At 67.9% G+C, this 26,360-nt stretch carries 23 protein-coding genes and 1 other RNA gene; 20 read left to right on the top strand and 4 right to left on the bottom strand.

The genetic code is table 11. The annotated features are described in order from the left end of the window. The first annotated feature begins 59 nt into the window (after positions 1 to 59). The 11 genes from IPG05_03645 to IPG05_03695 all read left to right on the top strand — a co-directional run bounded on the left by IPG05_03645 (position 60) and on the right by IPG05_03695 (position 10,223). Positions 60 to 320 (top strand): hypothetical protein, encoded by a 261-nt coding sequence (locus IPG05_03645; protein ID MBK6494185.1) that lies wholly within the window; start codon positions 60 to 62, stop codon positions 318 to 320. A 13-nt stretch (positions 321 to 333) separates the two neighbouring features. Next, positions 334 to 1,548 (top strand): flavodoxin-dependent (E)-4-hydroxy-3-methylbut-2-enyl-diphosphate synthase, encoded by a 1,215-nt coding sequence (ispG, locus tag IPG05_03650; GenBank protein ID MBK6494186.1) that lies wholly within the window; start codon positions 334 to 336, stop codon positions 1,546 to 1,548. 119 nt (positions 1,549 to 1,667) lie between these two features. Next, complete coding sequence (locus tag IPG05_03655) at positions 1,668 to 2,249, top strand: hypothetical protein (protein ID MBK6494187.1); 582 nt, start codon at positions 1,668 to 1,670, stop codon at positions 2,247 to 2,249. Positions 2,250 to 2,275: 26 nt separating this feature from the next. Then, positions 2,276 to 2,641 carry a hypothetical protein gene (locus IPG05_03660; protein MBK6494188.1) on the top strand — a complete coding sequence of 122 codons (366 nt, stop codon included), beginning with the start codon at positions 2,276 to 2,278 and terminating at the stop codon, positions 2,639 to 2,641. 163 nt (positions 2,642 to 2,804) lie between these two features. Beyond that, positions 2,805 to 3,746 (top strand): hypothetical protein, encoded by a 942-nt coding sequence (locus tag IPG05_03665; GenBank protein MBK6494189.1) that lies wholly within the window; start codon positions 2,805 to 2,807, stop codon positions 3,744 to 3,746. 91 nt (positions 3,747 to 3,837) lie between these two features. After that, the gene (locus IPG05_03670; GenBank protein MBK6494190.1) at positions 3,838 to 4,542 is read left to right on the top strand and encodes a sulfite exporter TauE/SafE family protein; all 705 of its coding nucleotides are present in this window, start codon (positions 3,838 to 3,840) and stop codon (positions 4,540 to 4,542) included. Then, positions 4,542 to 5,030, top strand: coding sequence for a TlpA family protein disulfide reductase (locus IPG05_03675; protein ID MBK6494191.1), 489 nt, complete (start codon positions 4,542 to 4,544; stop codon positions 5,028 to 5,030). Before IPG05_03670 ends, IPG05_03675 begins: the two co-directional genes overlap by 1 nt. Further along, complete coding sequence (locus tag IPG05_03680; GenBank protein ID MBK6494192.1) at positions 5,027 to 5,608, top strand: redoxin domain-containing protein; 582 nt, start codon at positions 5,027 to 5,029, stop codon at positions 5,606 to 5,608. Before IPG05_03675 ends, IPG05_03680 begins: the two co-directional genes overlap by 4 nt. Then, complete coding sequence (locus tag IPG05_03685; protein ID MBK6494193.1) at positions 5,605 to 6,426, top strand: hypothetical protein; 822 nt, start codon at positions 5,605 to 5,607, stop codon at positions 6,424 to 6,426. The genes IPG05_03680 and IPG05_03685 overlap by 4 nt, the downstream gene beginning before the upstream one ends. A 384-nt stretch (positions 6,427 to 6,810) precedes the next feature. Beyond that, a complete protein-coding gene (locus IPG05_03690; GenBank protein MBK6494194.1) occupies positions 6,811 to 9,711 on the top strand; it encodes an Ig-like domain-containing protein in 2,901 nt (966 codons plus the stop codon). Positions 9,712 to 9,887: 176 nt separating this feature from the next. Beyond that, positions 9,888 to 10,223 (top strand): four helix bundle protein, encoded by a 336-nt coding sequence (locus IPG05_03695; GenBank protein ID MBK6494195.1) that lies wholly within the window; start codon positions 9,888 to 9,890, stop codon positions 10,221 to 10,223. A gap of 41 nt (positions 10,224 to 10,264) precedes the next feature. On the opposite strand, the gene IPG05_03700 is transcribed toward IPG05_03695, so the two are convergent. From IPG05_03700 to pyk, 3 genes are all read right to left on the bottom strand, one after another. Next, on the bottom strand, positions 10,265 to 11,635 hold the full coding sequence (locus tag IPG05_03700) for a glucose-6-phosphate isomerase (protein ID MBK6494196.1): 1,371 nt from the start codon (positions 11,633 to 11,635) through the stop codon (positions 10,265 to 10,267). Positions 11,636 to 11,758: 123 nt separating this feature from the next. After that, entirely contained in the window at positions 11,759 to 12,532 is a 774-nt protein-coding gene (locus tag IPG05_03705) for an MBL fold metallo-hydrolase (protein ID MBK6494197.1), read from the bottom strand. Positions 12,533 to 12,536: 4 nt separating this feature from the next. Next, on the bottom strand, positions 12,537 to 13,985 hold the full coding sequence (pyk, locus tag IPG05_03710) for a pyruvate kinase (protein ID MBK6494198.1): 1,449 nt from the start codon (positions 13,983 to 13,985) through the stop codon (positions 12,537 to 12,539). 571 nt (positions 13,986 to 14,556) lie between these two features. Between pyk and IPG05_03715 the strand changes: the two genes are divergently transcribed. From IPG05_03715 to IPG05_03725, 3 genes are read left to right on the top strand one after another with little or no spacing between them, the layout of a single operon-like run. Then, on the top strand, positions 14,557 to 15,972 hold the full coding sequence (locus IPG05_03715; GenBank protein MBK6494199.1) for a class II fructose-bisphosphate aldolase: 1,416 nt from the start codon (positions 14,557 to 14,559) through the stop codon (positions 15,970 to 15,972). 18 nt (positions 15,973 to 15,990) lie between these two features. Continuing rightward, entirely contained in the window at positions 15,991 to 16,401 is a 411-nt protein-coding gene (locus tag IPG05_03720) for a YtxH domain-containing protein (GenBank protein MBK6494200.1), read from the top strand. A 2-nt stretch (positions 16,402 to 16,403) separates the two neighbouring features. After that, a complete protein-coding gene (locus IPG05_03725; GenBank protein MBK6494201.1) occupies positions 16,404 to 17,354 on the top strand; it encodes a YihY/virulence factor BrkB family protein in 951 nt (316 codons plus the stop codon). Between the two features lie 81 nt (positions 17,355 to 17,435). On the opposite strand, the gene IPG05_03730 is transcribed toward IPG05_03725, so the two are convergent. Continuing rightward, positions 17,436 to 19,163, bottom strand: a complete 1,728-nt coding sequence (locus IPG05_03730; protein MBK6494202.1) for a serine hydrolase — start codon at positions 19,161 to 19,163, stop codon at positions 17,436 to 17,438. A gap of 148 nt (positions 19,164 to 19,311) precedes the next feature. Between IPG05_03730 and IPG05_03735 the strand changes: the two genes are divergently transcribed. From IPG05_03735 to recR, 6 genes are all read left to right on the top strand, one after another. Further along, positions 19,312 to 21,996 carry a hypothetical protein gene (locus IPG05_03735; GenBank protein ID MBK6494203.1) on the top strand — a complete coding sequence of 895 codons (2,685 nt, stop codon included), beginning with the start codon at positions 19,312 to 19,314 and terminating at the stop codon, positions 21,994 to 21,996. A gap of 152 nt (positions 21,997 to 22,148) precedes the next feature. Next, on the top strand, positions 22,149 to 23,612 hold the full coding sequence (locus IPG05_03740; GenBank protein ID MBK6494204.1) for a hypothetical protein: 1,464 nt from the start codon (positions 22,149 to 22,151) through the stop codon (positions 23,610 to 23,612). A gap of 12 nt (positions 23,613 to 23,624) precedes the next feature. Next, positions 23,625 to 23,723, top strand: an RNA gene (ffs, locus tag IPG05_03745) — signal recognition particle sRNA small type. A 29-nt stretch (positions 23,724 to 23,752) separates the two neighbouring features. Next, positions 23,753 to 25,504, top strand: a complete 1,752-nt coding sequence (dnaX, locus tag IPG05_03750; GenBank protein ID MBK6494205.1) for a DNA polymerase III subunit gamma/tau — start codon at positions 23,753 to 23,755, stop codon at positions 25,502 to 25,504. After that, positions 25,501 to 25,830: a YbaB/EbfC family nucleoid-associated protein gene (locus tag IPG05_03755; GenBank protein MBK6494206.1), complete on the top strand. Its 330-nt coding sequence runs from the start codon at positions 25,501 to 25,503 to the stop codon at positions 25,828 to 25,830. The genes dnaX and IPG05_03755 overlap by 4 nt, the downstream gene beginning before the upstream one ends. A 4-nt stretch (positions 25,831 to 25,834) precedes the next feature. Beyond that, positions 25,835 to 26,360: recombination protein RecR (gene recR, locus IPG05_03760; protein MBK6494207.1), on the top strand; the 526-nt coding region annotated here is incomplete at its 3' end.

Here is a 26,360-nt window from a genome sequence, read left to right on the forward strand (position 1 = left end):
CGCTTCTCGGACACCGATGTTACCTTTTCGGCGTTCCCACATTCCATTGAGGAGTCCCGATGTCCGACGCCCCCCTCGCCTCGATCGCTCCAGCGCGCGCGGCTCAGGAACTGGCCAAGCTCTCCGCCGCCCACAAGAGCGGTGAGTTGAAGGCCGACGAATACGAACACCGCTTCTCGCGCATGATCCAGGAGTTGCGGGATCGCCAGATTTCCGGGACGCGTGCCGAGATCATGGCCGCCCTCGAGCCGCTCCGCCTCGACGGCACCGTGACGCCGAGCGAGTGGCACCGCTTCGTGTCGCAGCTCGGACTCGCCTGAGCAGGAGCTCCGCATGGCTGTCGTGACGCGCCGCCAGACTCGCACCGTGCGGGTCGGCGGCGTTCCCGTGGGATCGGCGCACCCCATTGTGGTGCAGTCGATGACCAACACCGATACCGCCGACATCCCGGCCACCATCCACCAGGTGGCCGCGCTGGCGCGCGCCGGCAGCGAGATCGTGCGCGTCACCGTGAACAACGAGGACGCGGCCGCCGCCGTGCCGCACATCGTCGCCGGTCTCGCCAAGGTGGGCATCACCGTGCCGATCGTCGGCGACTTCCACTACAACGGCCACCTGCTCCTCACCAAGCATCCCGAGTGCGCGCGGGCCCTGGCAAAGTACCGGATCAATCCGGGCAACGTCGGCGGCAAGCGCCACGACGAGCACTTCCGCGCGATCGTCGAGGTGGCGATCGCGAACGAGAAGCCGGTGCGCATCGGCGTCAACTGGGGCTCGCTCGACCAGGCGCTGCTCACCACCATGATGGACGCCAACGCACTCCTCCCCGCGCCGCGCGACGCGCGCGACGTGATGATGGATGCGATGGTCGAGTCCGCGATCCGGTCGGCGACGTTCGCCGAGGAGATCGGGCTCCCCAGTGACCGCATCATTCTCTCGGCCAAGGTCTCTGGCGTGCAGGATCTGGTCGACGTCTACCGGATGCTCGCCGAGCGAGGGCCGTACCCGCTCCACCTCGGGTTGACCGAGGCGGGGATGGGCGTCAAGGGAGTCGTCGCGTCGGCGGCCGGACTGTCCATCCTGCTGCAAGAGGGGATCGGCGACACCATCCGCGTCTCGCTCACGCCGCAGCCGGGTGGCGACCGCGCCGAGGAAGTGCGGGTCGCCCAGCAGATCCTCCAGTCCCTCGAGATCCGGCATTTCACTCCGCAGGTGACCTCCTGCCCGGGATGTGGCCGGACGACGTCGACCTTCTTCCAGGAGATGGCGCAGGAGATCCAGGGCTACCTGCGGGAGCAGATGCCGATCTGGCGCTCGCAGTATCCCGGGGTGGAAGAGATGAAGGTCGCCGTCATGGGGTGCGTCGTGAATGGTCCGGGCGAATCGAAGCATGCCGATCTGGGCATCTCGCTGCCGGGGACCTTCGAAGAGCCCGTGGCGCCGGTCTTCCGGGACGGAAAGCTCGTCACTACGCTCAGAGGGGATGCGATCGTTCGGGAATTCCTGGGGATGCTCGACGAGTACGTCGTGGCGCGCTGGGGTGGCTGATGGCCAATGTGCGGCGCGGGCATTGCTCTTGCTACTGGGGGCAATAGCTCCATTATTCACCCAAAGCTGGTTCCGTTCTCCAATCCCAGAGGTTGACGATGCGTTCCCCTGTTCGGACCGTGGCGGCCTTGTGCGCCGCGTCGCTGCTCGGTCTGTCGGCTTGCAGCAGCGCGCCTGAGACGCCGGTCGCGGCGAACCTTTCCGAAGGCTCGCTCACCTACGCGATCACGCCGGCGCAGCTCCAGTGGACGCGCGTTCCGAACGGCCCGATGCCGAAGGATTCGCTCATCACGCTGATCAGCGGTCTCATCGCGGTGGGGGGCTACCCACAGTTCGGCGCCATTCAGTACAGCGGCGGGCCCGCGCAGGGGCAGCCGACCTCGGGTGCCGGCGCCTACGGCGACTGGCTCGACATGAGCAAGACGCCGAACCTCTCGCGCTCGCCGCTCGGCTGGCGCTTCGTCTTCAAGCTGAAGCCGAATGCCGCGAACTTCCCGCTCGGCCGCTACGTCGCGACGATCCCGGTCACCGTCGGCGGCGCGAGCAACAACCCGCAGAGCATCGTGGTGGTCTTCAACCACTGCGACAACTGCCTGTACGTCGGGGACGAGCGGTTGGCGGCGCTTTCACCACCGACTTGGTCGGGACACTGGCACAACCCGTACTACAGCGCGACGTTCAACAACGATCCGGGCGCCTAATATCGTTTGACGACTGGCGCGTCTTCGTGCCGCCCTTCACGACCGTCCAGATCGACATGTACGGCGAGTGCGACGCGTCGCGCCCGGACGTGAATATCGACGACGTCTGGTTGACCGCCTGGACGACGCCGACCTCACCGGGCCAGGCGGGGTGGACTCGGATGACGACGCCGGCGCCTGCAACAACTCGATCATCTACCTCGAATGGCGGCCCGACCCAGCAGGAATTCCTGGTCCGGGCGAGCACCTGCTGCAGCACGCCGACCGGGCCGTACCGGATCCGGGTCTCGCTCTTCGGCGGGGGCGGCTACGGGCTCCGCGCCTGGGAACCGGGCGATCTCCCCCTCAAGGAGAAGCTGGCCGCCCTGAAGTCGCGCGCCTCGACTCCCTGAGTCCTCGCGCTCCCTCCCGCGCGCCCCGGCGGCCCCTCGTGGGCCCCGGGGCGCGTCGGGTTTCGGGGGGAGATTGTCCACCCCCTCTTGCCAGACGGGCCGGGTGGACCAATACTTCAGGCTAGCACTCCCCTAGCCAACCCACCCGCGAGGTCGATTTCTGATGCGTTCCTATGTTCGGTATGCTGCGGCCGCCTGTGCCGCGTCGATGCTCGTCCTGGCCGGGTGCGGCAGCGAGCCAGCGGCGCCGGCGTCGCCCAACCTCGCCGAAGGGTCGCTCACCTACGCCATCACGCCGGCGCAGCTCCAGTGGACGCGCGTTCCCAACGGCCCGATGCCGAAGGACTCGCTGATTGCGCTCATCAGCGGCCTGATCGCGGTGGGTGGCTACCCGCAATTCGGCGCCATTCAGTACAGCGGCGGCCCCAATGCCGGGCAGCCCAACACCGGGGCCGGCTCCTACGGCGACTGGCTCGACATGAGCAAGGCGCCGAACCTCTCGCGCTCGCCGCTCGGCTGGCGCTTCGTCTTCAAGCTGAAGCCGAACGCCGCGAACTTCCCCCTCGGCCGCTACGTCGCGACCATCCCGGTGACGGTCGGTGGCGCCAGCAACAACCCGCAGAGCATTGTGGTGGTCTTCAACCACTGCGACAACTGCCTCTACGTCGGTGACTTCCGCACGTCGAGCTACGGCGCTGGCGACGGCACCTGGAATCGTGGTAGCGCCCTGAACGAGAGCGGCGGCTTCTACTACGAAGACTGGCGTGTCTTCGTCCCGCCCTTCACGACCGTGCAGGTTGACCTGTATGGTGGCAGCTGCGGCGGCTACAACGCCGGCGACGTCTACCTCTACGCGTTCGGTCCGAGTCCGGCGACGACCTTCGTCACGTCGAACGACGACGGCGGCTGCGGCGTCGATGCGCTCTTCTACCTGACGAACTCGACGGGCACCCAGCAGGAGTACCAGGTTCGCTCGACCACGTTCTCCGGCGGGGCGTCCGGCACCTACGGGATCCAGGTCAGTCTCTTCGGCGGTGGCGGGTACACCCTCCGCGCGTGGGAGCCGGGTGACAAGGAGACGTTCGAGTTGACCGGCGGCAAGTAACCGGTCACGTCACGTCGCTTCATCGCCGCGCCCCGATGTCCACCACGGACATCGGGGCGCGGTGCGTTCCGGGGTCGTGTAGATTCCAGCCGTGTTTGATCCTGCGCTTGCCGAGTCGCTCCAACAACGCCCGCTGGTCGCGATTCCGCTGCTCTTCGCGGCGGGACTCGCGACCTCGCTCACGCCATGCATCTATCCGATGATCCCGATCACTGCCGGGATCCTCGGCGGCGCCGGCGCCGCGGGTCGCTCGCGGCGTCGCACCCTGCAGCTCACGCTCGTCTACGTGCTCGGCCTGGCGTTGGTCTATGCCTCGCTCGGGCTGATTGCCGGGATGACCGGGACCCTCTTCGGCACGATCTCCGCGAATCGATGGGCCTACTTTGCGTTCGGGAACCTGCTCCTGCTCGCCGCGCTGGCGATGCTCGATGTCATCTCCCTTGCTGCCCCGCAACGCCTCGTCGCGTGGGCGGCACGCCTCGGCGGCGACTCGGTGCTCGGCGCCTTCCTCCTCGGTGCCACCTCCGGCCTGGTCGCCGCGCCGTGCGGCGCCCCGGCCTTCGCCGCCGTCTTGACCTGGGTCGCCGCCAGCCAGAGTGCCGTGTGGGGGTTCGTCTACCTGTTCGTCTTCTCGCTCGGGATGACGGCCGTGCTGATCCTCGTGGGTCTCTCGGCGGGCTCCCTGGCCGCGCTGCCGCGCGCGGGACAGTGGATGGTGGTGGTGAAGCGCGTCGCCGCCGTGGTGATGCTGGCCATGGCCGAGTACTACTTCGTTCGGATGGGGATGGTCTGGTGATGCCACGATTCACACAGTGCAGTTGGTTGGGGCTTCTGCTCCTCGGTGCAGCGCCGGGCATGCTCCCGGCGCAGGCCCCGGTGGGGACGCGTGCGCCCGTCGTCGAGGTCACCGATCTCGACGGAACCCTGGTGAAGCTGCCCGCCGGTCGACCGGCGTTGATCGAGTTCTGGGCCACCTGGTGCGAGGTCTGCGAGCAACTCTTCCCGCGGGTGGTGGCGGCGAAGAAGGCCTACGGCGATCGCGTCGATTTCTACGGCGTGAATGTTACCGTCAACGAATCGAAGTCGCGCGTCAAGCGCTGGGTCACCGAGCACGCCCCGCCGTTCCGCGTGCTCTACGACGAGCGCGGGCTCGCCGTGCGCGCCTATGGTGCCCCGGCGACCTCGTACGTGGTGATTGTCGATGCCAAGGGCGTCGTCCGCTACACCGGCAGCGGCGGCACGCAGGCGCTGTCGGCTGAGCTTGCCAAGGTGGTCGCACCATGAGCCGGTTGCTCGGGATCGGCGCCCTGCTGCTGACCCTCGCGATGCCGGCCGCGGCGCAGGACGGCGACCAGCCGGTCCGGTTGCGGCTGTTGCTCGACGACGCGCCGAGCGTCGGGCGGAAGGCGCCGGCCATTGTCCTCCCCTACGCCACGCGGAGCGGTGTCGGGCCAGCCGACCAACCGTTCACCCTGGCCCGCGAGATCGGACGCGTGGTGGTGCTGGTGTTCTATCCGGGCAACTTCACCGCGGCCTCGACCGCCGAGTGGCAGGCGCTGCGGGAGCGGTCGGCTACGCTTGCCCCGGAGGGTGTCGTGCTGGTCGGGATCTCAACCGATTCCCTGGTCTCGCACGTACGATTCGCATCCGACCTCGACTTGCCCTTCAAGTTGCTCAGCGACGCGGATCGCGCCATCATCCAGCGGTACGGTGTTGCGGATGGCCCGCGCGCCCGGCGCGCCGTGGTGGTGGTGGGGGCGGACGGTACCGTGCGCTACCTTGATCCAGCTTTTGCGGTGCTCGACCCCGAGAGCTACGTCCACCTCGCCGCCGCAATCCGGGCGGCCAAGGAGAACCGATGATCCGACGGACCCTGCTGGCGGTCGTGCTGCTGCTCCTGCCGGCCGTGGTGCACGCCCAGGTGGCGGGCGAGGCCAGCGCATCGAAGTGGTTGCTGGAGGATGCGCGCGGGAGCTTCTGCGTCTGGTACCTCGCCGATCCCGCCATCGCGCCGAAGCTGGCGCCCAAGGGAACGGCCTTGACGCCGGCGGGAACGGGCGCCGGCCTCCCGCCGGCGGTCGTTCGGGTCATCCGCGACGAGCCCCAGTTCGCGAGCTGGATCCCGGCGGTCATTTGCGTCGGTCGGTATGGGGCGGTCACGGTGGACGGGGAGACGGCGGGGCGGGCGCGGGACGACCGCAGCATCCTGCTGATGACCCATGCCATCGCCGCCGCCGCGCCGCGAGGGCAGAGCGGCGCTGCCTACTACCTGCTTGAGCTCTCGACCGACAACGGGAACGTCGCCCGACTGGCCGAGGCGGCCGGGATCCGGATCGAACGGCGGGAACTGGACGTCATCCCGGCTCGGGAAGGGCGGGACGACGTCCTGACGATCCGGGTGGAGAAGGCGAAGCTGATCTGGAGCGGGCATGCGACGGGCGAATCCCGTGTCGAAGCGACACAGCCGATGTCATTCGGACTCGCTGGAATGAGGACCAGCAACTGGCGCCTGGACGCCTCCTTCGCGCCGGACACCAGCCGGTTGGTGGTGGGGCAGCTCCGGGTGGAGGGGAAGGATGACCTCGCCAAGGCGCTCAAAGCCTCACCAATTCGGTGGGTTGGGCCGATACTGGCTGGCGGCCGAGGCGAATGGCTGTTCACCCGGGGTGGTGGTCGCTAGGCTGGTCATTTTGAGCACGGAGCTTGCATTAGCGGCCCTCGGCATCGTGCGTCCGGCTCCGGCAACACTAGGGAGCTCGGGACTCGACGCCGGGGGTCGAGTGGTTACAAGTGAATACGGGGCAAGCAGTTGACCCCGGTTCCAGGGCTCGATACCTTTGCAGTGCTGGCCCGGATCCTTCCGTTCGCGCATGGCGTGTCGGATGGATGGCGGTGTCGGAGTGACGCAGGTCTCGGGGTCTGCGTCGTGAGCAACGCTCGTCACCCCGACGACGCCCGTGCGATGGATGCTCGGGCCACGCAGTCGAGTCATGCAGGACCATTGTTCCGAATTGCAGCACAGCAGGACCCATAACAATCCTCAGGGGGAGTAATGCACAAGTTTATGCGCAACTGTCTGACGGCTTCCGTCCTTGCCATCGGCCTCGCGGCCTGCGGCGATGACGTGACCGTCACGCAGCCGCCGGCGCCGCCGGCTGTGCCGAACATCACGTCGTTCTCGGTGGCTCCGGCCGCCGTGACGCTGGTGCCCGGCCAGACCGTCCAGACGTCGTACAATCTGCAGCTTGCGCCGAGCCTTACGGGCACGGTCGCGTACGTCTCGTCGGCGACCACGGTCGCGACGATCAGCGGCAGCGGCTTGATCACCGCCGTCGCCGCGGGTTCGACGGTCATCACCGCGACGGCGACGTCGGGTGGCCAGACCTCGGTCGCGACGATCGGCGTCACGGTGAACCCGGTGACCCCGGCCTCGATCTCGATCGCGTCGGTCACGCAGGGCCTGTTGACCCTTCCGGTCAACCTGTCCAACGTGAACGGCCAGATTGAAATCAACGTGAACTTCAACCCGGGTGGCCAGCTGATCGACTCTGTCGTCAGCTACATCGGGTCGAAGCGCGCGGCCGTCCAGTCGTTCTCGGTCAACGCGATCCCGGCGGCCGGCACGATCTCGATGTCGGTGAACACGGCGAACTTCCGGAAGAACTTCAACCAGGCTGGCGTTGCCACCACGGGCGCGACCCAGGTTGACTTCCTGAACGGGCCGACGACGATCAACGCGATCGTCTACCCGAAGGCGACCACCGGCCAGTCGGCTGGTAACTGCACGAACGCCCCTCCGGGCGTCGCGGCGGTTTGCTCGTCCAACACGTTCAGCATCATCCTGAACAACATGGACAGCTGGGCTGCTGACATGACCAAGCCGACGGCGACGGCGACGTCTGCCGCGTTGTTGACGTACTGGGGCGGCCCGACCGCTGCCGGCAACGTCTCGGCGACGCTGTACCCGGTTGTCTACACCCCGGGCCGTTCGGTCACCAACGTGACCTGGACGATCGGCGGCTGCTCGACGATCAACCAGACCGCCTTGCCGTTCACCCGCACGTTCGGCTACACCGCCGTGCCGGCCTCGGCCCAGACGGCCTGCGGCTATGAGTGGACCGGTGGCATCCGCGACAACGTCCTCGTTGCCGCCGCCATCGACAACGGTGCCAACCCGTACGCGTTCGCGGGCCTGATTCCGAACACGGTCGTCTTCAACTCGACCCCGGACTCGATCCGCCTCGACTACGTGGCGCCGTCGGTGAACACCCCGAGCATCACCCGCACTGCTCCGGCCGTCACCGGCTGGGTCAACGCGGCGTTCAACTTCGTCAACTTCTCGTCGTCTGACGCAGGCGTTGGCATTCGTGCGACCCGCGATCGCGCGGTCACCTACAGCGTCGTCAACTGCCCCGCCGCTGGCGCGCAGAACGTCGCCATGGGCACCGGCACGGGCGCGGACATTCCGGAGTGCGCCACGAACTTGATCGGTGGCACCCCGGGTCTGGCTGGCACGGCGCCGTACACGGCCGCCGGCACCGAGTCGGACCGTTTGGGCAACATCGGCACCTCGTCGCCGACCGCGACGTTCGGCGTCGACAAGACCACCCCGGCGATCCGTTGGGGCTTGGCCGGCGTGAGCACCGGTGGCGCGTACCTCGCGTCGCTGACGATCGCCGACTCGACCTTCCGCGCGTCCAAGCCGATTCCGGCCTCTGGTGTGCCGAGCGGGTCTGCCGCTGGCAACTACTGGCGTGCTGAGTTCATCGACGAGCGTTCGGGCTTCTACAACAACGGCATCCCCGACGGGTCGCCGGTGTCTGCCCAGCGTCACTCGCTCTCGACCGCTGGCCACTTCAACAACGCTGGTCTCTGCGTCGTTGGCGCGGGCCCGATCGGCGCGACCTTCGTCACGGCGCCGGCCTGCTCCCTCGTGAACGTTGCGACGGGCACGGGTGGGTTCCTGCGGAACGACGGCTGGATGGGCGGCGCGCAGGTTGACGTGCCGGTCAACGAAGGCTACTACGTCTACCGCAGCAACGTGATCGACCAGGCCGGCAACACGTCGTCGACCACCATGTTGAACCGCACCTTGGTCAACACGGTCTCGCCGTTCTCGACCGGTCTCGGCATCCTCGGCACCATCACCTCGGCAGGCTTCAACATCGGCGCGACCTTCGCCGACTCGGCCGAGATCACCCGGGCCTCGATGCAGCTGCGTTACCCGGCGCTTGCCAGCCTGACCGCCGCCGGCGACCAGGACTCGGCTCGCTATACCCGCACTGCGGTCGGCACGGCGTTCGACGACGTGATCACGTCGCCCTTCACGGGCACGTTGAACCCGTCGACCGGCGCCCCGTATGTCCGCCACATGGAGGCCGTCACGGCCGCCGCGTGGGACGGCCTTGCGGACCCGGCTCCGTTGAACGTGCAGGCTGCGCCGGTCGGCACCAAGCCGACGGCTACCACGGCGTGGGCTTGGAACCACGGCTCGACCCTCACCGGCGGTCCGGCTGCAACGCCGTCGCTTGAGATCGCGCTTCCGGCGCTGAACGTCCAGAACGGCGTCACGTTCAACACGTTCAACACGGGCAATGTCACGAACCCGCTCCGCCACTTCCGGGTCATCCCGACCTTGGCCGCGACGGATCAGTTCGGCTCGACCACCCCGCTGCGCGCCCAGGCCGTCTCGGGCAACAGCAACCCGAACGCGCCGTTTGTCCGGGTCGACTTCTACCGCTACAACGCCGCCGGGCTCTTCTGGAGCTACCTCGGCAGCGCGACGACTCCGGTCGTCCGCGACCAGGGCACCAACCGCTCGTACGTGTGGTCGCTCCCGACCGCGTCGTTCGTGGCTGATTGGGCCGGCGCGGCGCAGGGTGCCATTGCCTCGACCAACAAGATCGCGGTTGTGGGCGTCACGGCTGCCGGCGACGGCATCGTGGCTGGCATCATCATGCCGTAATCAGCCTCGGCTGATTGCAGGTTAGCTGGAAACGGACGGCCCCGCGAAAGCGGGGTCGTTCGATTTTAGAAGCACGATGATCGATGATCGATGGTCGATGATCGATCTGCGCGAAGGGGGGCCACGCTGCGTTCCGGTGTGGTCCCCCTTCGTCGCGTGCGTCGCGTTCATTTGGGATGCCTTCCTATCGCGACCTGAAAGCTTGGCAGCTGGCACGTGAAAACGCGCTGGAGATCTATCGGTACGTTGATCGCTGCTGGACGCCACAAAGAGCGGCGCCGCTCGACCAGTTACGTCGGGCGGCGCTGTCGGTGCAATTGAACATTGCGGAAGGTCAGGCGTCTGGACCTGGGCTCCGCTGCCGATTCCATCTGCGAGTCGCCCATGCGTCAGCGGTGGAGACCCACGACCTGCTCAGTTTCCTGGCGGATCTCGGGGCGGAGCTCACCCCGATGCTCGAACGGTCGGTCAGGGTCCAACAGTTGACGTATCGACTGTGGAAAGCGAGCTAGATGCGATGATCGATCATCGATCATCGATGATCGATCATCGACTATTTGCCCATGGCCTTGTTCGTCAGCACCTTGCCGAGCTCCACTCCAGGCTGATCGAAAGGATCGATCCCGTACCACACACCGGCATAGCCCGTCGCCAGCTGAAAGAACATCACCAAGCGGCCGAAGGCGCGAGTGTCAAGCGAATCCATTTCAATAGTTGCGCTCATCCTGCCCTGCGACCGCAACGCCTCGCGGGTCGCGAGAAACTCCTCGTCGAGCAATTTCCCCAAGGTTTGCCCGCGCAGATATCCAACGGCCTTCCCGAACGCGCCGGCATCATCGATCATCGATGATCGATCATCGATCATCGTCCCCCCGTCCGGGATCTTCAGCAGATCACGCGTATCTCCAACACGAACAAATGTGATCGTCTTGTCGAACGGCCCCTCCATGAACAGCTGCACCTGCGAATGCTGGTCCGTCGCGCCGACGGCGCCGACCGGGGTCGGGCCGCGGAAGACCTCGGCGCCGTGCCGGTCGAGGCGCTTGCCGAGACTTTCTGCCCAGAGCTGCCGGTACCACTCGGCGAACTCGCGGAGCCGGTCGGAGTAGGGCATCAGGACGTGGATGTTGGCGGCGCGGCTCGCCTGCGCCTGCCACTGGAGCGCAGCCCAGCGGGCGGCAGGATTGGTGGCCAGGTCGTCCGACTCCGCCTCGTCGAGTGCGTCCTGCGCGCCACCGAGGAGTTCGGTGAGGTCGATGCCGAGGAGTGCGGCGGGGACGAGCCCCACGGCGGTGAGCACCGAGAAGCGGCCACCGACCGCCGACGGGACCTCGAACGACGCCAACCCCTCCTCCCGCACCAGGGCACGGAGCGGCCCCTTCTCCGGGTCGGTGGTGACGACGATGTGGTCCTTGGCCGTCGCTCCCAGCGCCCGGTCCAGCCACTCGCGCACGATCAGATACTGCGCCAGCGTCTCGGCGGTGCCGCCGGACTTGGAGATCACGTTGACGAGGGTCTTCCGCGGGTCGAGGCGGTCGAGCGCGCCGAGCACGGTGTAGGGGTCGACGTTGTCGAGCACCGTGAGCGTCGGCCAGCCGTCTCGGCCATCGGGGCCCCACTCATTCCACGCCGCCGGCTTGAGTGCGCTGAGCATCGCCTTGGCGCCGAGCGCCGAGCCGCCGATGCCGAGGATCAGCAGGTGCGCGTAGCGGCCACGCCGCTCGGCCGCCCACGTCTCGATCGCTGCGGCAACCGCCTGCTGCTGCCCCAGCCCCATGAAGCCGTACCCGCCGGCGGCGCGCCGTTCGCGCACCTCGGCCTGCACGGCCGGGAAACGAGCCGCCAGCGTCGCGGCCACGGCCGGATCGAGGCCGTGGACGCCGTCGAGGGCGTCGCGGAACATCAATGACGTATCTAGGCGCATTCGGGGGACTCCGCGGGAAGAACGATGATCGATGATCGATGATCGATAACAGCGATGCGGCGGTAGTTGCTGGGTGCTCGTCCTGGGACTCGATCATCGATCATCGATCATCGATCATCCCTATCAGATCTCGACCTGCATCCCATCATACCCCGGCGCGATCCCCGGCGGCAGGCGGTCGAGCAGCTCCTGATGCCCGGTCTCATGCGTCAGGTGCGTCAGCAGGGTCTGTTCGGCGCCGATGTCCTGCGCGACCTCGATCGCATCCTCGATCGACAGGTGCGTCGGATGCTCGCGCCACCAGAGCGCATTGAGCACCAGGACCCGGACGCCGCGCAGCAGTGCCCTGGCCTCGGGCGGGACGCGCTTCACATCGGTCAGATAGGCCACCGGACCGACCCGGTAGCCGTACACCTGGGAGTGCCCGTGCTCGAAGGCGATCGGCCGCACCTCGACCCCAGCGATCGAAAGCGGAGAGTCGGCGCCGATCGGCTCGACCGTCAGCCGTGGCTTCGACGTGCCGTCCAGCGGGACGACGGTATCGTCGAAGATGTAGCGGAAGGTCCGTTGCAGGTACCTCGCCGTCGCGGGTGGGGCATACAGTGGGATCGGATGACGCTGGAGCAGGGAAAAGGAGCGCAGGTCGTCGATGCCGTGGACGTGGTCGGCGTGCTCGTGGGTGTACAGGACCGCGTCGAGATGGCTCGTCCCGGCCTGCAGGAGCTGCAGGCGGAGTTCCGGTGGGGTGTCGATCAGGATGTTCGTGCCGGCGACCTCCAGCAGGGCGCTGGTGCGGCTGCGGCGATCGCGCGGATCGCCGGAGCGGCAGACTGCACAGTGGCAGCCGATCTGGGGGACCCCCATCGAGGTCCCCGTCCCGAGCAGGGTCAGGCGCATCGCGCTAGACGGTCTCGACCTTGAGCAGGTTGGTGGTTCCCGGCACGTCGAAGGGGACGCCGCAGGTCACCACGACCCGGGAACCCACCGTGGCCAGCCCGCGCGCCAGCAGTTCGGCGCGGGCCGCCTGCCACATCGGATCATAGTTCTTCAGGTGGTCCATCATCGACGGGACCACGCCCCAGACCAGGCCGAGCTGGTGATAGGTCTCCGCCTCGGCGGTGAGTGCCAGGATCGGCACCTTCGGGCGGTAAGACGACACCGTCCGCGCCGTGAAGCCGCTGGACGTGAAGCAGACGATCGCGGAGGCCTGCAGCAGGTCCGAGGCGGCGGCGACGGCGACGGCAATCGCGTCCTCGGTCGGCATCAGGCCGTCGTCGGTGCGGCCCACGTGCGGGGCAGGGAGGGCCCAGCGACGACGCTCGCCCTCGGGCGGCCGATTCCGATGGGCCTCGACCTCCCGTGCGATCCGATCCATCGCCAGCACCGCCTCGAGGCCGTAGCTGCCGACCGCCGTTTCGGCCGAGAGCATCACGGCATCGGTGCCGTCGATGATCGCGTTGGCCACGTCCGACGCCTCGGCCCGGGTCGGGCGGGGGTTGTTGATCATCGACTCCAGCATCTGGGTCGCGGTGATCACCGGCTTGCCATGACGATTGGCGCGCTGGATGATCCGCTTCTGCACCAGCGGCACCTGTTCGAACGGCAGCTCGACGCCGAGGTCGCCACGGGCGACCATGACGCCGTCGGAGGCCTCGAGGATCGCGTTCAGGTTGTTGACCGCGGTGTCCTTCTCGATCTTGGCAATCAGCCGGGTCGCCTTGGGGATGATCGCCCGGAGCTCCTGCACGTCCTCGGGGCGGCGCACGAAGGAGACGCCGATGTATTCGATCCCCAGGGCGACCGCATGGAGCGCGTCCTGACGGTCGTGGTCCGTCACGGCCGGGGCGGAGACGTCGACCCCCGGGAGGTTCATCCCCTTGTTGGCCTTCAGGAGGCCGCCATACTGGACCCGACCAACCACCCGGTCGCCATGGACCCGGGTCACATCGACGGCCAGCAGGCCGTCGTCAAGGAGGATCCGCGACCCCACCGTCACGTCTCCTGCCAGCTCGGGGTAGGTCGTCGGGATCTCGTCCTCCTGCGCCACCGCCTCGGGGGCGAAGGTGACCATCTGCCCCGGCGTCAGCGTCAGCGGCTCGGCAAGCTTTCCGACCCGGATCCGGGGGCCGTGCAGGTCCATCAGGATCCCGATCGGGGCATTGCGCTCTGCACGGACCGCCTGGACCCGACGGATCCACTCTTCGCGTATCGCCGGGGTGCCATGGGAGGCGTTGATCCGGACGATGTTGACCCCAGCATCGAAGAGGGCATGCATCCGCTCCACCGAGTCCCAGGCCGGACCCAGGGTGGCAACGATCTTGGTGCGACGAATGGAGGAATCGGTGAACATCGGGGCGGGGGACTCCAGTAGGGGCTCAGACAGCGAAGGGTGGCAAGATAGCCGTTTTGGCCGGTACCCGACACCCATTGATGGAGTTTCTCGTGCAACAACCGCACATCGAGCGTGGATTGTGGAAAAGCGGTTTTCCACAGCGTCAGCGGCTGCAAATGCCGGGGAGATCACCCAGACAAGTGAGCGGTTGCCCACTTCGACACATCCGATCCCCAGAGCCATCGTCGTGACCAAATCGTCAAAAACCAATTCCACACATCTGTGGATTGGATAACTTTCCCACAGTGGATTCTGGGGAGAACCGTCGGCGCGCCCACGTAAGTGCTGTGGTGGCAATCGCCTCCACCCGACCGTTCTTTTCCACTTGGCGCGGAAATCGTAACTCCATGTTCAACAATGGATTCACAGACGAAATTGATGTGGAAACTCAGCAGTGAAACGTCGTTCTCATCGGCCAAATCCATCGCAGGAGCGAGCAGGTAACCCGATGATTGCGCGTGAGTTTGCCCCGCCAACGGTCGCACCATAGATTGCCTGCTCCCGATCATTCATCTCTGGAGCGAACGTCATGGGGCTGGACCTGGCAGCGGCAGCGGGTGTCTTTGGTGGTGCGGTGACGGTGACCGGCGGGCGTGTGGATATCTCGAATCCGGCATCGCTCCAGTCTGAGGCGATGGACCAGGTGGTCTGGGCGGCCGTCTTCGGAGAGGGGACGGCGAAGGAGTCGGCGCGCGCCCTCCTCTGGGAACTTGGTCAGGCGACGGGTGCCCGTCCCGCCTCCATTCATGACCTCTACATCGCCCGGGGTCGTGGGGAGTGCAGCGGCTTCACGGTACCCGCCATCAACATCCGGATGCTCGCCTACGACACCGCCCGGGCCGTCTTCCGCGCAGCCAAGGCGTGCGACGGTGCCGCCATCCTGATCGAGATTGCCCGCTCCGAAATTGCCTATACCGACCAGCGTCCGGCGGAGTACGTCGCGGTGATCATCGCGGCCGCCCTCCGGGAGGGGTACCATCACCCGCTCTTCATCCAGGGCGACCACTGTCAGGTCAACGCGACCAAGTACAACGCCAACGCCGCGGTCGAGGTCGACGAGGTCAAGAAGCTGATCGGCGAGGAGATCGCCGCCGGCTTTTTCAACATCGACGTCGATACCTCGACCCTGGTGGACCTCTCCTTCCCGACCCTCGAGGAGCAGCAGCGGACCAACTTCGAGCGCGCCGCCGAGATCACCAAGTTCATCCGGGATCACGAGCCGGCGGGGATCACCGTCTCGGTGGGTGCCGAGATCGGGGAAGTCGGCCACAAGAACTCGACGGTCGAGGAACTGCACGCCTTCATGCAGGGCTACGTGAAGACGCTCAAGGGGCTGGGCGACTACGAGGGGATCGCCAAGATCTCGGTCCAGACGGGCACCTCGCACGGCGGCGTCGTCCTGCCGGACGGCAGCATCGCCGACGTCAAGCTCGACATCGACGCCCTGGAGGCGCTGTCGAAGGCCGCCCGTGAGGACTACGGCATGGGCGGGGCGGTCCAGCACGGCGCCTCCACGCTCCCGGGCAACGCCTTCGGCAACTTCCCCCGGGTCGAGACCGCCGAGATCCACCTCGCGACCAACTTCCAGACGATCGTCTGGGATCACCCGGCCCTTCCGGCCGAGTTGCGCCAGCGGGCCTACCGCTGGCTGGACGAGAATGCCCAGTCGGAGAAGAAGAGCGGCGATTCGGCCGAGCAGTTCTATTACAAGGCGCGGAAGCGGGCGATCGGGCCGTTCAAGCAGGAGATGTGGTCGTTGCCGGCGGCGATTCGTCAGCAGATCAGTGCGGACCTCGAGAAGACCTTTGCCTTTCTCTTCGAGCAGCTGCACGTGACCGGGACGGCCGATCTGGTCCGTCGCTTCGTCGCCGCCCCCGCGCTCGCGTATGGGGCGCTTACCCACTCCGGGGCCCTCGCTGAGGATGACCCCGACGCTGGCGAATGAGCCGGCGGGAGGCCTGTGATGCGGAACGATGATCGCGACGTGACCTACGTCGAACAGGACGGCGGCTCGACCGCCAAGTGGTTTCTCTTCGGTGCCCTCGTCGGCGCCGGCCTTGGCCTCCTCTTCGCCCCGCAGTCGGGCGAGCGGACTCGGCGGGACATCACCCGGCGGGCGAACAAACTGCGCCGCGACGCCGAGGACCGCTTCGAAGAGGTCGTGGACGAGGTCGAGACGCGTGGCCGCAAGGCGAAGGAGCGCGTCGAGGAGTGGGCCGAGGACGTGGCCGACGAAGTGCGCGAGGGTCGGCGCACCATCGAGCGGACCGCCAACTCGGCACGCGACGAGTTGGAGCGCCGGCTGGCCGATGCCCGGGCACGTCGCCGGGCCGCGGTGGATGCCGTGGTCGGCGATGACGGCGGCACTGCCTGACGGTGCGTGACACCGAGCCGGCACCACTGCTCGAAAGCCCGCCGACCAGCGGGCTTTCTGCCGTGGCGCCCCGCGGGACCTTCCTCGGCGAACTGCTCACCACGCTCGACCGCTCCAACATCCCGCTGCTCGCGTCGGCGCTGACCTTCGACGCCATCCTCGCGTTGATCCCGTTTTCCATACTGCTCGTCGCCGGCCTCGGCCTGTTGCTGACGCGCACCGAGTATTTCGGGATGCTCGACCCCGGTGCCTTGATCGGCAACTTCCTTCCGGCGCACGAGCACCAGGCCGTCGGCGATCCGATGGCGTTGGTCGAGGGGATGCTGGTCAAGATCCGCGGTTTCCGCAGCACCTTCACCTGGGTGGCCGTGCCGGCGTTTCTCTGGTTCTCCACCCGGATGTTCGGCGCGGTACGCGTCTGCCTCTCGAATGTGTTCCATGCGCAGGCCAAGACGATGCCCGGGAGCTACGTCATCTCGTACCTGATCGGCTACGCCGTCGGGAAGGGGCGGGACCTGCTGATGGTCCTCGTGGTGCTGGCCCTCGCGCTGGTGAATACGCTCCTGTCGGGAGCGATCTCGGTGCTCACCGGCGAAGGGATCTACCTCGAGCCGCCGTGGACCTTCTTCGTCAGTGGCCTGGGCGTCATCCTCGGCGAATTCGTCGCCATCTCCTCCGGCGTGGCGCTCTTCGTGGCGCTCTACCGCTACGCCTCGCCCAGGCGGCTCTCGTGGCGTGGCTCCCTCATCGCCGCCGCCGTCAGCACCGTCGGCTTCGAGCTTGCCAAGCGCCTCTTCGGCCTGTACCTGGGGCACGCGGCGCGAGGCGGGCAGTTCGCCGTCGACGTCAACATCGGTGCCGCCACGCTCCTGATTCTGTGGATCTGGTACATGGCGCTGGTGTTCCTGCTGGGGGCGGCGGTGGCGCATGTGTGGGAGGGGCGGCGGACGTAGGCGAGAAGCGAGAAGCGAGAAGCGTGGCCCACCGGAGAGATCTCCCCGCCGGGCCACGCTTCTCGCTTCTCGCTTCTCGTCCTACTGCGTGAACAAGTCAAACGCCGGCCACGTGGAGATCGATCCGAAGACGCTCCGGATGGCCGCCTCCGCCGTGCCGCCACCGTTCCCTTGGCCGCGCGTGAGATTGAATTGCACCGCGATCCCGGCGCCATTCGGGAAGAGCGAGATCCATGAATCACCGCCGTCCTGACCCCCGGGGTGTTCGCGGGCAAATCCGCCGGTGACGGCGGTGTTCTCCCAACCCAGCGAGTAGTAGTTGCCGGACCCAGGGAAGAGCACCGCGGAGCGCGTCCACATCGTGCTGAGCGAGCCGGCCGAGAGCAAGTCGGGGCGGGTGGCGTTGCCGTCGAGCGCGGCGAGGACCCGCGCCAGGTCCATCGACGATCCGATCCACTGTCCCGCAGCTTCAGCGTATTCCTGGGCCGCGCCGACATTCGGCCAACTGCCTACGCCATAGAAACCAACGGTCGAGGCACGGCGATCATAGGGCACGACCTCAAGCGGATCGCGCTGCGCGATCGGGGTGACGCCGAGCTTCATCCCACCGATCCCGACTGGCGCGAGGACATTCGCTTGCATCCACGCCTGGTAATTCTGCCCCGTCACCTGTTCGATGATCCGGCCCAGCAGCAGGTAGGCATAGTTGGTGTAGGCATGGACGGTTCCCGGGTCGTTCACGAGCGGGACACCGCGACCGACGCGCGACAACTGGATCGGGTCCACAGTGGCGGCGGTGTAGAGGTACGCAAAGACCGAGTCGTCGACGTTGCGATTGGGGTTCCAGCCGGCCGAGTGGTTCAGCAGTTGGCGGATCGTGATGTTGGCGAATCGCGGGTCCTGCGTCTTGCCCGGGAGGACCGGTACGGCTCCGAGACGCGCTGCCGCGGGCTCGTCGAGGGTGAGCTGACCGTTCTGCACCAACTTCATGATGCCGAGGGCGGTGAGCGGCTTGGTGGCTGAGCCGATGCGCCACTTGTCGAACTGGGTCGGGATGCGCTTCGCCGCGCTGTCGGCGTAGCCGTAGGTTCGCGAGAAGACCAGCCGACCATCCTTCACGACCGCGACGGCGCCGCCCGGTTCGCCGAGTCGAATCATCTCGCTGATCACCACGCTGTCGAGCCGCGAGAGCATCGGCACGCGCACGCCTGCTCCAGGGAAGACCGTGATGGCCGCCGTGGTGGACAGCGCGCCGGACGTGGCACGCACCGTGGCCTGCCCGGGCGTGAGGCCGGTGAGTGTGGCCCCTGCGAGTCCCGCGATCGCCGGCTGCTCGACCGTCAACGTCACGGTGGCGCCGGGGATCACCTGCCCCGTGGTCGAGAGCACCTGACCGGTCAGTTGGAGCGTGTCGCCGGTGAGAATGAAGGAGGAGCTCCGGCCGATCAGCACCGAGGCCGGGATGAGGGCTACAGTGATGTCGACCGAGGCACTCTGCCCTTCGCTGGTGGCGCTGATTGTGGTGACGCCGACGCCAACCGCGGTGACGGTCCCGCCGCTGACGGTGGCGACGGTCGGTGCTGTCGAGCTCCAGGCAATCGTGCGGCCACTCAGGGCATTGCTCGCAGCATCCCGAAGCACGGCGGTGAGGGTCGCGGTCGCCCCGGGGGCGAGTGGGCCCGCGGGTGCCCCGCTGAGCGTCACCGTCGCGACGGCCACCGGCGGTGGGGCGGGGGGATTTGGCGTGGTCGGGCCGCTGCTGCCGCAAGCCGTCAGCAGGAGGGCAAGGCCGAGGGTCGAACGGATCATCGTCGCGTGCATCGGGCGCCTCGTGGAGGTGGGGTTACCTCGTCATGCGCGCGGCCCGGGGAAAACGGCTCATCGAGAATCGATCATCGATGATCGATCATCGTTTCTCAGGTATATTCCCATCTCCACCTCCATCCGAGCCTCCCGCATGCGTCTTCCGCTCCTCCTCGTGGCGTCCCTTGTCGCGGCACCGCTCTCCGCCCAGGGCCGCTATCCAGCCTATGACTTCGCCGCGTTCCCGCCGTACCGCGCGGCGGTGCCGAATCCGGAGCGGTTGCTCGGGCATCCGATCGGGTCGCGCCACACGATGTACCACGAGCAGCGGGCGGTGCTCGATGCGATGATTGCGGCGGCAGGTGATCGGGTGCGGACCGAGGTGACGGGGCGGACAGCCGAGGGGAAGGAGATGCGGGTGCTGATCATCTCCTCGCCGGCCAACATCGCGCGGCTCGACGCCATCCGTGCCGATCTGGCGCGGCTTGCCGATCCCCGTGCGCTGACCAAGGCGCAGGCCGCCGACCTGGCCAAGACCACGCCGGCGCTGTCGATCCTCTCGCACTCGATCCACGGCAACGAGCCGGCGGGCTTCGAGACGTCGATGATGACGGCCTACACGCTGCTCGCCTCCGAGTCGCCGCAGGTGAAGGCGATCCTCGACAACACCATCACCATCATCAATCCGTCACAGAACCCCGATGGCCACGAGCGCTTCGCGGCGTGGAGCAATTCGGTCGCGGTCGGCAGCGACGAACCGGCCGCGCTCGAGGGTGGCGAGCCGTGGAGCATCGCGGGGCGTTTCAACCACTATCGCTTCGACATGAATCGCGACCTGATCGCGCTGTCGCAAGCCGAGACAAAGGCGACCGCCGGTGCCGTGCGACGCTGGCATCCGCAGGTCTTTGTCGACCTGCACAGCACCACCGCGCAGTACTTCTTCCCGCCCGCGGCCGCGCCGATCAACCAGCTGGTGCCGCTCGCGTCGGTGAAGTGGCTCGAGGCGTTCGGCAAGGGCAACGCCGATGCCTTCGATCGACAGAACTGGCCCTATTTCGTGCGCGATGTCTTCGACCTCCACTACGCCGGTTACTGGGACTCGTGGCCCTCGCTCCTCGGCGCCACCGGGATGACGTTCGAAACCGACGGTGGCCCGAAGCTCGCCCTCCGGAAAGACGACGGCACCATCACCACATTCCGCGACGGCATCGCGCACCACTTCGTCGCCTCGATGGCGACCCTCGGCACGCTGGCCGCCAATCGCGAGGCCCGGCTCAACGACTTCTACGACTTCCACGCCTCGGCGCTGGCCATCACCACCGGCGTGCGCCGAGTCGTGATCGAGGCGGGCCGCGATCCGGACCGCACCCGCGAGGTGATCGACCTGCTCGCCTTCCAGGGCGTCGAGGTGCAGCGCCTGACCGCGCCGTGGACCGCGCTCCGCGCCAACGACTATCTCGGCGGCGCCGCCGCCAAGCGCACCTTCGCCGCCGGCAGCTGGGTGATCGACCTGGCGCAGCCGCAAGGACGCCTGGCGCGCGCGCTGCTCGAGCCCAAGGCCGCGGTCGACTCGGCCTTTGCGCGCCGGCAGATCGAGCGCTTCGAACGGAATCGTCGCCGTGGTGAGAACGCGCCCCGCGAAGGCTACGAGTTCTACGACGTCACCGCGTGGTCGATCCCGCTGGTGCATGGGCTCAGCGCCGCATGGAGCGATGAAGCGACACCCATGAGCGCCGTGGCACTCTCCGAGATCGGCGAGGCGCAGGTGTTGCCGGCCGCACCGGCCCGGGCGCAGGCCGCGTATCTGATTCTCCCGGGGACGCGCGGTGCCCAGCAGCTCGGCCTCGCCTTGCTGCGCGAACAGTTCATCGTGAACGTCGCCAGCGAAGCGATGCGCGCCGACGGCAAGGAGTATCCGGCCGGGACGATGGTGGTGCGTGTCGCGCGCAATCCCGCAACGCTGCACGAGCGAATCGCGCGGCTGGCGCCTGACCACAAGGTGTCGGTGGTCTCGATCCAGTCGGGCTTCCCCGATAGCGGCTCGGTCGGCATCGGCAGTGGTTCCGTCTCCGTGGTGCGCACGCCGAAGGTGCTGGTCGCATCGGGCGACGGGGTCTCGCAGACGTCGTTCGGTGATGTCTGGTGGTATCTCGAGAAGGAGTTGCTGCAGCCCTTCGTGCCGGTCGAAGTGCGTCGTCTCGGCTCGATGGCGCTGGAGCAGTACAACGTGATCATCCTTCCCGAAGGGAGCTATGCCGGTACCCTCGGCACCGCCGGGATGAACCGGCTGCGCGACTGGGTGCGCGGCGGTGGGGCACTGATCACGATGGGGTCGTCGGTCTCGCTGCTCGAGAACAAGGAGATGGGACTCCGCGCGGTGCCAGAACCGGACAAGAAGGATGCGCCGAAGCTCACCGCGGAGGACACCACGCTCACGGGTGGTGGCACCTTCCCGTTCGTCTCGCCGAGCGCCAAGGGGAACCAGACGGCCGAAGGGGTGCCGGGGGCTATTGCCCGCGCCACGATCGACCGCACCATCTGGCTGGCCTGGGGCTACGAGCGGGACCAGCTGGCCGTGCCGGTGCCGGGCGACTTCCTCAAGCCGTCCAAGGGCGGTGACAACGTGGTCGTCTTCAACGAGAAGACGCCGGTCCTCTCCGGCTTCACCTGGCCGGGCAACACCGACAAGTTCCTGACCGGCTCGGTCTGGGCCTCGGTGGAGCGGGCGGGGCGGGGGAACGTGGTGGCGTTCGCCGAGAATCCGCTGTTCCGGGGCTTCTGGCGGGGGACGGCGATGCTGTTTGCGAATGCGGTGCTGTTTGGGGCGGGGCGGCCGTAGGGGCGAGAAGCGAGAAGCGAGAAGCGAGAAGGGTGGCCATCGGTCAGAGCCCGGTCAGGGATGTTGCGAATCGAATCCTCACCGGATCGCTGGCGTAGTTCGGGGCGCTCCTGCACTCAGGCGGGGGCGCCCGTGCCGCATGGGCCCACCCCGTGACGTCCGTCCTGGAGTTCTCCCTGCACAGCCACGCCCTGCTCCTCGCCCTGCTCGGTGGCCCGAGCTCCCCGACAACGATGGCACCGACCTGCGGAGAACTCCTGGCGGGGCTCCGTGCGAAGACCGAAGCGAACTATGCCGGCTTTCGCCTGGAGGTCCGCGGTGCCCGCCAAAAGGCCTACCTGACCATGCTCGCACCGCTCGAGCGCCGCGCGGCCACCCTGGCCGAAGCGGCGTGCTTCCCGGTTCTGTTTGCCTATCTCGATTGGTTCAAGGATCCCCACCTCTTCGTGTACCAGAGTCCGCGACTCGACAGCGCCGAAACGCGCCGTGTGATGCCGGCCGTTCCGCGCATCGCCGTGGACGTCGAGGCGATGCGTCGGTCCATCGGGGCACGTGGCGCGAAGGTCGATCCGATCGAGGGGCTTTGGTATGACGGCGCGATGGAGATCGCAGTCATTCCTGATCCAGCCGGCAAGGCCGGGCGATTCGTGGGCGTGGTGGTGACGAGCGATACCGTGACGCTTCCGATCGGGAGCGTGCGCGCCGTCTTTGACCGCACCGCCGCGGGCAGCTACACCGCGTCGCTGCGCTGGCGCTCGCTGGCTGTGACGATCCCGCCCGTGTCGTTGCATCGAGGTGGCACGGTGCTCCGCCTCTCCCCCGGGATCTGGGGAAAGCGCTTTCCTGGGGCGGCGGTCGAGCGCGCGCTCCTGGATTCGGTTGATGTGCATCGCCCCACGTTCACGTGGCGCGCCAACGTCGGAATCATCTCCGTGCTCTCGCACGATGGACAGTATCGACGCCTGATCGACTCCATGGTGGCGGCGAATGCAGCACGACTCGCGACCTCTGAGGCCTTCCTGATTGATTTCCGAGGCAACGAAGGAGGGGGCTCCCAGACCACCGCGGCACTCACCCCCTACGTGATGGCGGCGACGGCTCCGGCGGCAGCGGAGGATTTCGGCGAAGCGGTCATGCTCTCGTCCCCCGACCAGATCAGCTATGCCACGCGCGCGTTCGGTGCACCGACGTCCGCCTTTGTCACTCGCCTGGTCGCCGCGCTTGAGGCGGCGCCAGGAGAACTGGTTCCGCTCGAGGCGCCAGGGTCACCGGCACCGCCCCGCGTGCAGCCGCGATCGGCGCCGCGCGTCGCGGTCCTGGTTGATCGCGGGACCGTCAGCGCATCGGAGGTGCTGACACTTACCGCGAAGCGCGAGGGCCGGGCGCGCGTCATCGGGCAGCCGACGGCCGGAGCACTCGACTACCAGAGCACCTCGGTGGTCCGGATCCATCCCGAGCATTCGCGCTGGTACCTGGGCTACCCGACGATCACGGCGCATCGGCGCCTCCCCGAGGGCGGGATGCGCGGGAAGGGGATCGCCCCGGATATTCGGCTCGAATGGGAGGGGGTGGCCGATCCGGTGGCGGCCGTATTGGCGAAGCTCCCGCCCCCCTGATATCTTCGGGGTGCCCCAGGTCCGTAGGGTATCAGCGTGCGAACCGCGTCAGGGCCTAGCGGCAGCAGCGCTAAGCAATGTCTGATATCGCTTCGGGTCGCCTGGGGCACTTTGCATTTCCCTCCCTGCGGGACCGCCTGATGTCCATCGCCCTCGCCCGCCGTTATCGCCCCCGTCGATTCGCCGACCTCCTTGTCCAGGACCACGTCGCGTCCGCCCTGCGCGGCGCCGTGGCCAAGAATCGTGTCGGCCATGGCTACCTGCTCACCGGGCCGCGTGGCGTCGGCAAGACGACCGCCGCTCGCATCCTGGCGATGGCGCTCAACTGCGAGCGCCGCGACCTGGAGCACCCGACCGGCGAGCCGTGCGGCGAGTGCGCCTCCTGCGAGCGGATCTGGAACGGGCAGGCGAACCTCGACGTGGTCGAGATCGACGCGGCGTCGAACCGCGGCGTTGACGATGCGCGCGACCTGCGCGAGCGCGCGATGTACGCCGCCTCCCAGGATGGGCACCACAAGGTGTACATCGTGGACGAGGCGCACATGCTCACGCGCGAGGCGTGGAATGCGCTGCTGAAGATTCTTGAAGAGCCGCCTCCGGGCGTCGTCTTCGTCTTCGCGACCACCGAGCCGCAGAAGATCTTCAACACCGCCGCGCCGGTGATGTCGCGACTGCAGCGCTTCGACTTCCGCCGCATCGGCCCCGCCGCCATCCAGTCGCGCCTGCGCGAGGTGCTGCGCACCGAGGGGCTCGACGCCGAGGACGACGCGCTGCTGCTGATCGGGCGCCACGCCGACGGCGGCATGCGCGACGCGCTCTCCGTGCTCGACCAGTGCCTCTCGTTCGGCGAAGGGCCGCTTACCGCCGCTCGTGTGCGCGACGTCCTCGGCCTCGTCAACGACGAGTCGTACGGTGCGGTCCTCTCGCTGGTGGCCGATCGAAATCCGGGTGCGGTCTTTGGTGTCCTCGACCAGCTGATGGACAGCGGCGCCGACCTGGCGGAGTTCGCGGGCGGCCTCTCCGAAGTGCTCCGCGCGCTGGTGATGCACCACTACGGCGTGACCCCCGAGGACCTGCCGGAATCGACGCTCGCGTTGATCGCGGGTGTCGCACCGCGGCTCGCCCCCGAGGATGCGGTGCGGATGCTCAAGCTGCTGGCCGACGCCGAGAACTCGGTCCGCCGGAGCGCCCACCCGCGCTTGGTGCTTGAGACGCTGCTGCTCCGCTGGGCAATGCTCGACCGCGTGGTCGACCTCAAGGCGTTGCTCGCGGGACAGGCGCCGCCGGCGTGGCAGGGCTCCCCGACGCCAGCCGCACAGCCGATACCTCAGGGTCGATCGGCCGCGGCCCCGGCGCCGGCAGCGGCCGCACCGAAACCCCCGGCGCCGAAGTCCTCGCTCGCCGAGGAGGCACCACCCCCGCCCGCTCCGCGGAATCGCGAGACGGGAGGGCCGCCGGAGGGGGCTACGGCCCCGTCGCCCGTCTTCTCCGTCCCGGCCAATACCGACGGGATCCGGGCGATCTGGGGCGAGGTGGTCGCGACGGCGTCGCGGCAGAGCATGCTCCTGAGCCAGGCGCTCGACCACGCCACCCCGCGGATGGATGCCCCGGGGAAGGCGGTCCTCGCCTTCGGCCCCGAGGAAGGGGTCTTCCGGGAGGGGGCCGAGCGGCTCCTGAGCAGCATCGAGACCATCCTTTCTGCGCGGATGGGGAGCCCGGTGACGGTGGTGCTGGAGTCCGGGATCGCCACCCCGGCCCCGGCTGCGCGGAAGGGCGGCCGGATGACCGACGAGACGATCCGGGCCGACCGGCTGGGCGAGCTCCGGCGGAAGGATCCGACCCTCGATGCGGCCGCCGACGCGTTAGATTTGGAGCTCGTGGACGAGGGATGAACCTTCGTCCCGGTGAGACCCTGGACGATGGACGGACGTTGGCAGATTCCTCGAAGAACGCACCCTCACGCGGCCGGTCCGACCGGGCCCGCACCACGCGCGACGCCGAACTGGCGAAGCGTGCGGTCGAGGCGCGTGCAGGCGGCGGATTGGTGCAGGTGGAAGTCGATGGCCATCTGGCGCTGCGGCGCCTGGTGATCGCCCCCGAGTTGCTCGAGGGGCGCGATGCCGATTTGCTGGCCGACTTGATCATGTCGGCGATCGCCGAGGCGCAGCGCCGCGCGGACGCCCTGGCGGCGACCGACCCGGACCCGACTCCCGCGTGATGCCGTGAGCGCCCTCGAGACGCTCATCGGCGAGTTGGCGCGACTTCCCGGCATCGGCCGGAAGACCGCCCAGCGCCTCGCCTACCACCTCCTCGGCCAGCCGCGCGAGCGGATGGATGCGCTGGCCGCCGCGTTGCAGGTGGTCTCCGAGCGAGTGCACCCCTGCACCGAGTGCGGCCAGCCGACCGAGGATGGTGTCTGCCCCATCTGTCGCGATCCGCGGCGTGATCCGACGCTCCTCTGCATCGTCGAGGAGGCATCGGCACTCGCCATCCTCGAGAAGGCCGTGGCGTTCCGCGGGCGCTATGTGGTCCTCGGCGGCCGGCTCTCACCGCTCGACGGGATCGGCCCGGAAGCCCTGCGCATCGGGCTCCTGGAGCGTCGGCTCGAGGCCGGAGATGTCCGCGAGGTGATCCTCGCCACCAACTCCTCGCTGGAGGGGGAGGCGACCGCGACCTACCTCCATCAGCTGCTGGCCGCTCGCCCCGGGGTGAAGGTCTCCCGGCTGGCACGTGGCCTGCCAGTTGGAG

The sequence above is a fragment of the Gemmatimonadota bacterium genome (assembly GCA_016704275.1).
Lineage (GTDB): Bacteria > Gemmatimonadota > Gemmatimonadetes > Gemmatimonadales > GWC2-71-9 > Palsa-1233.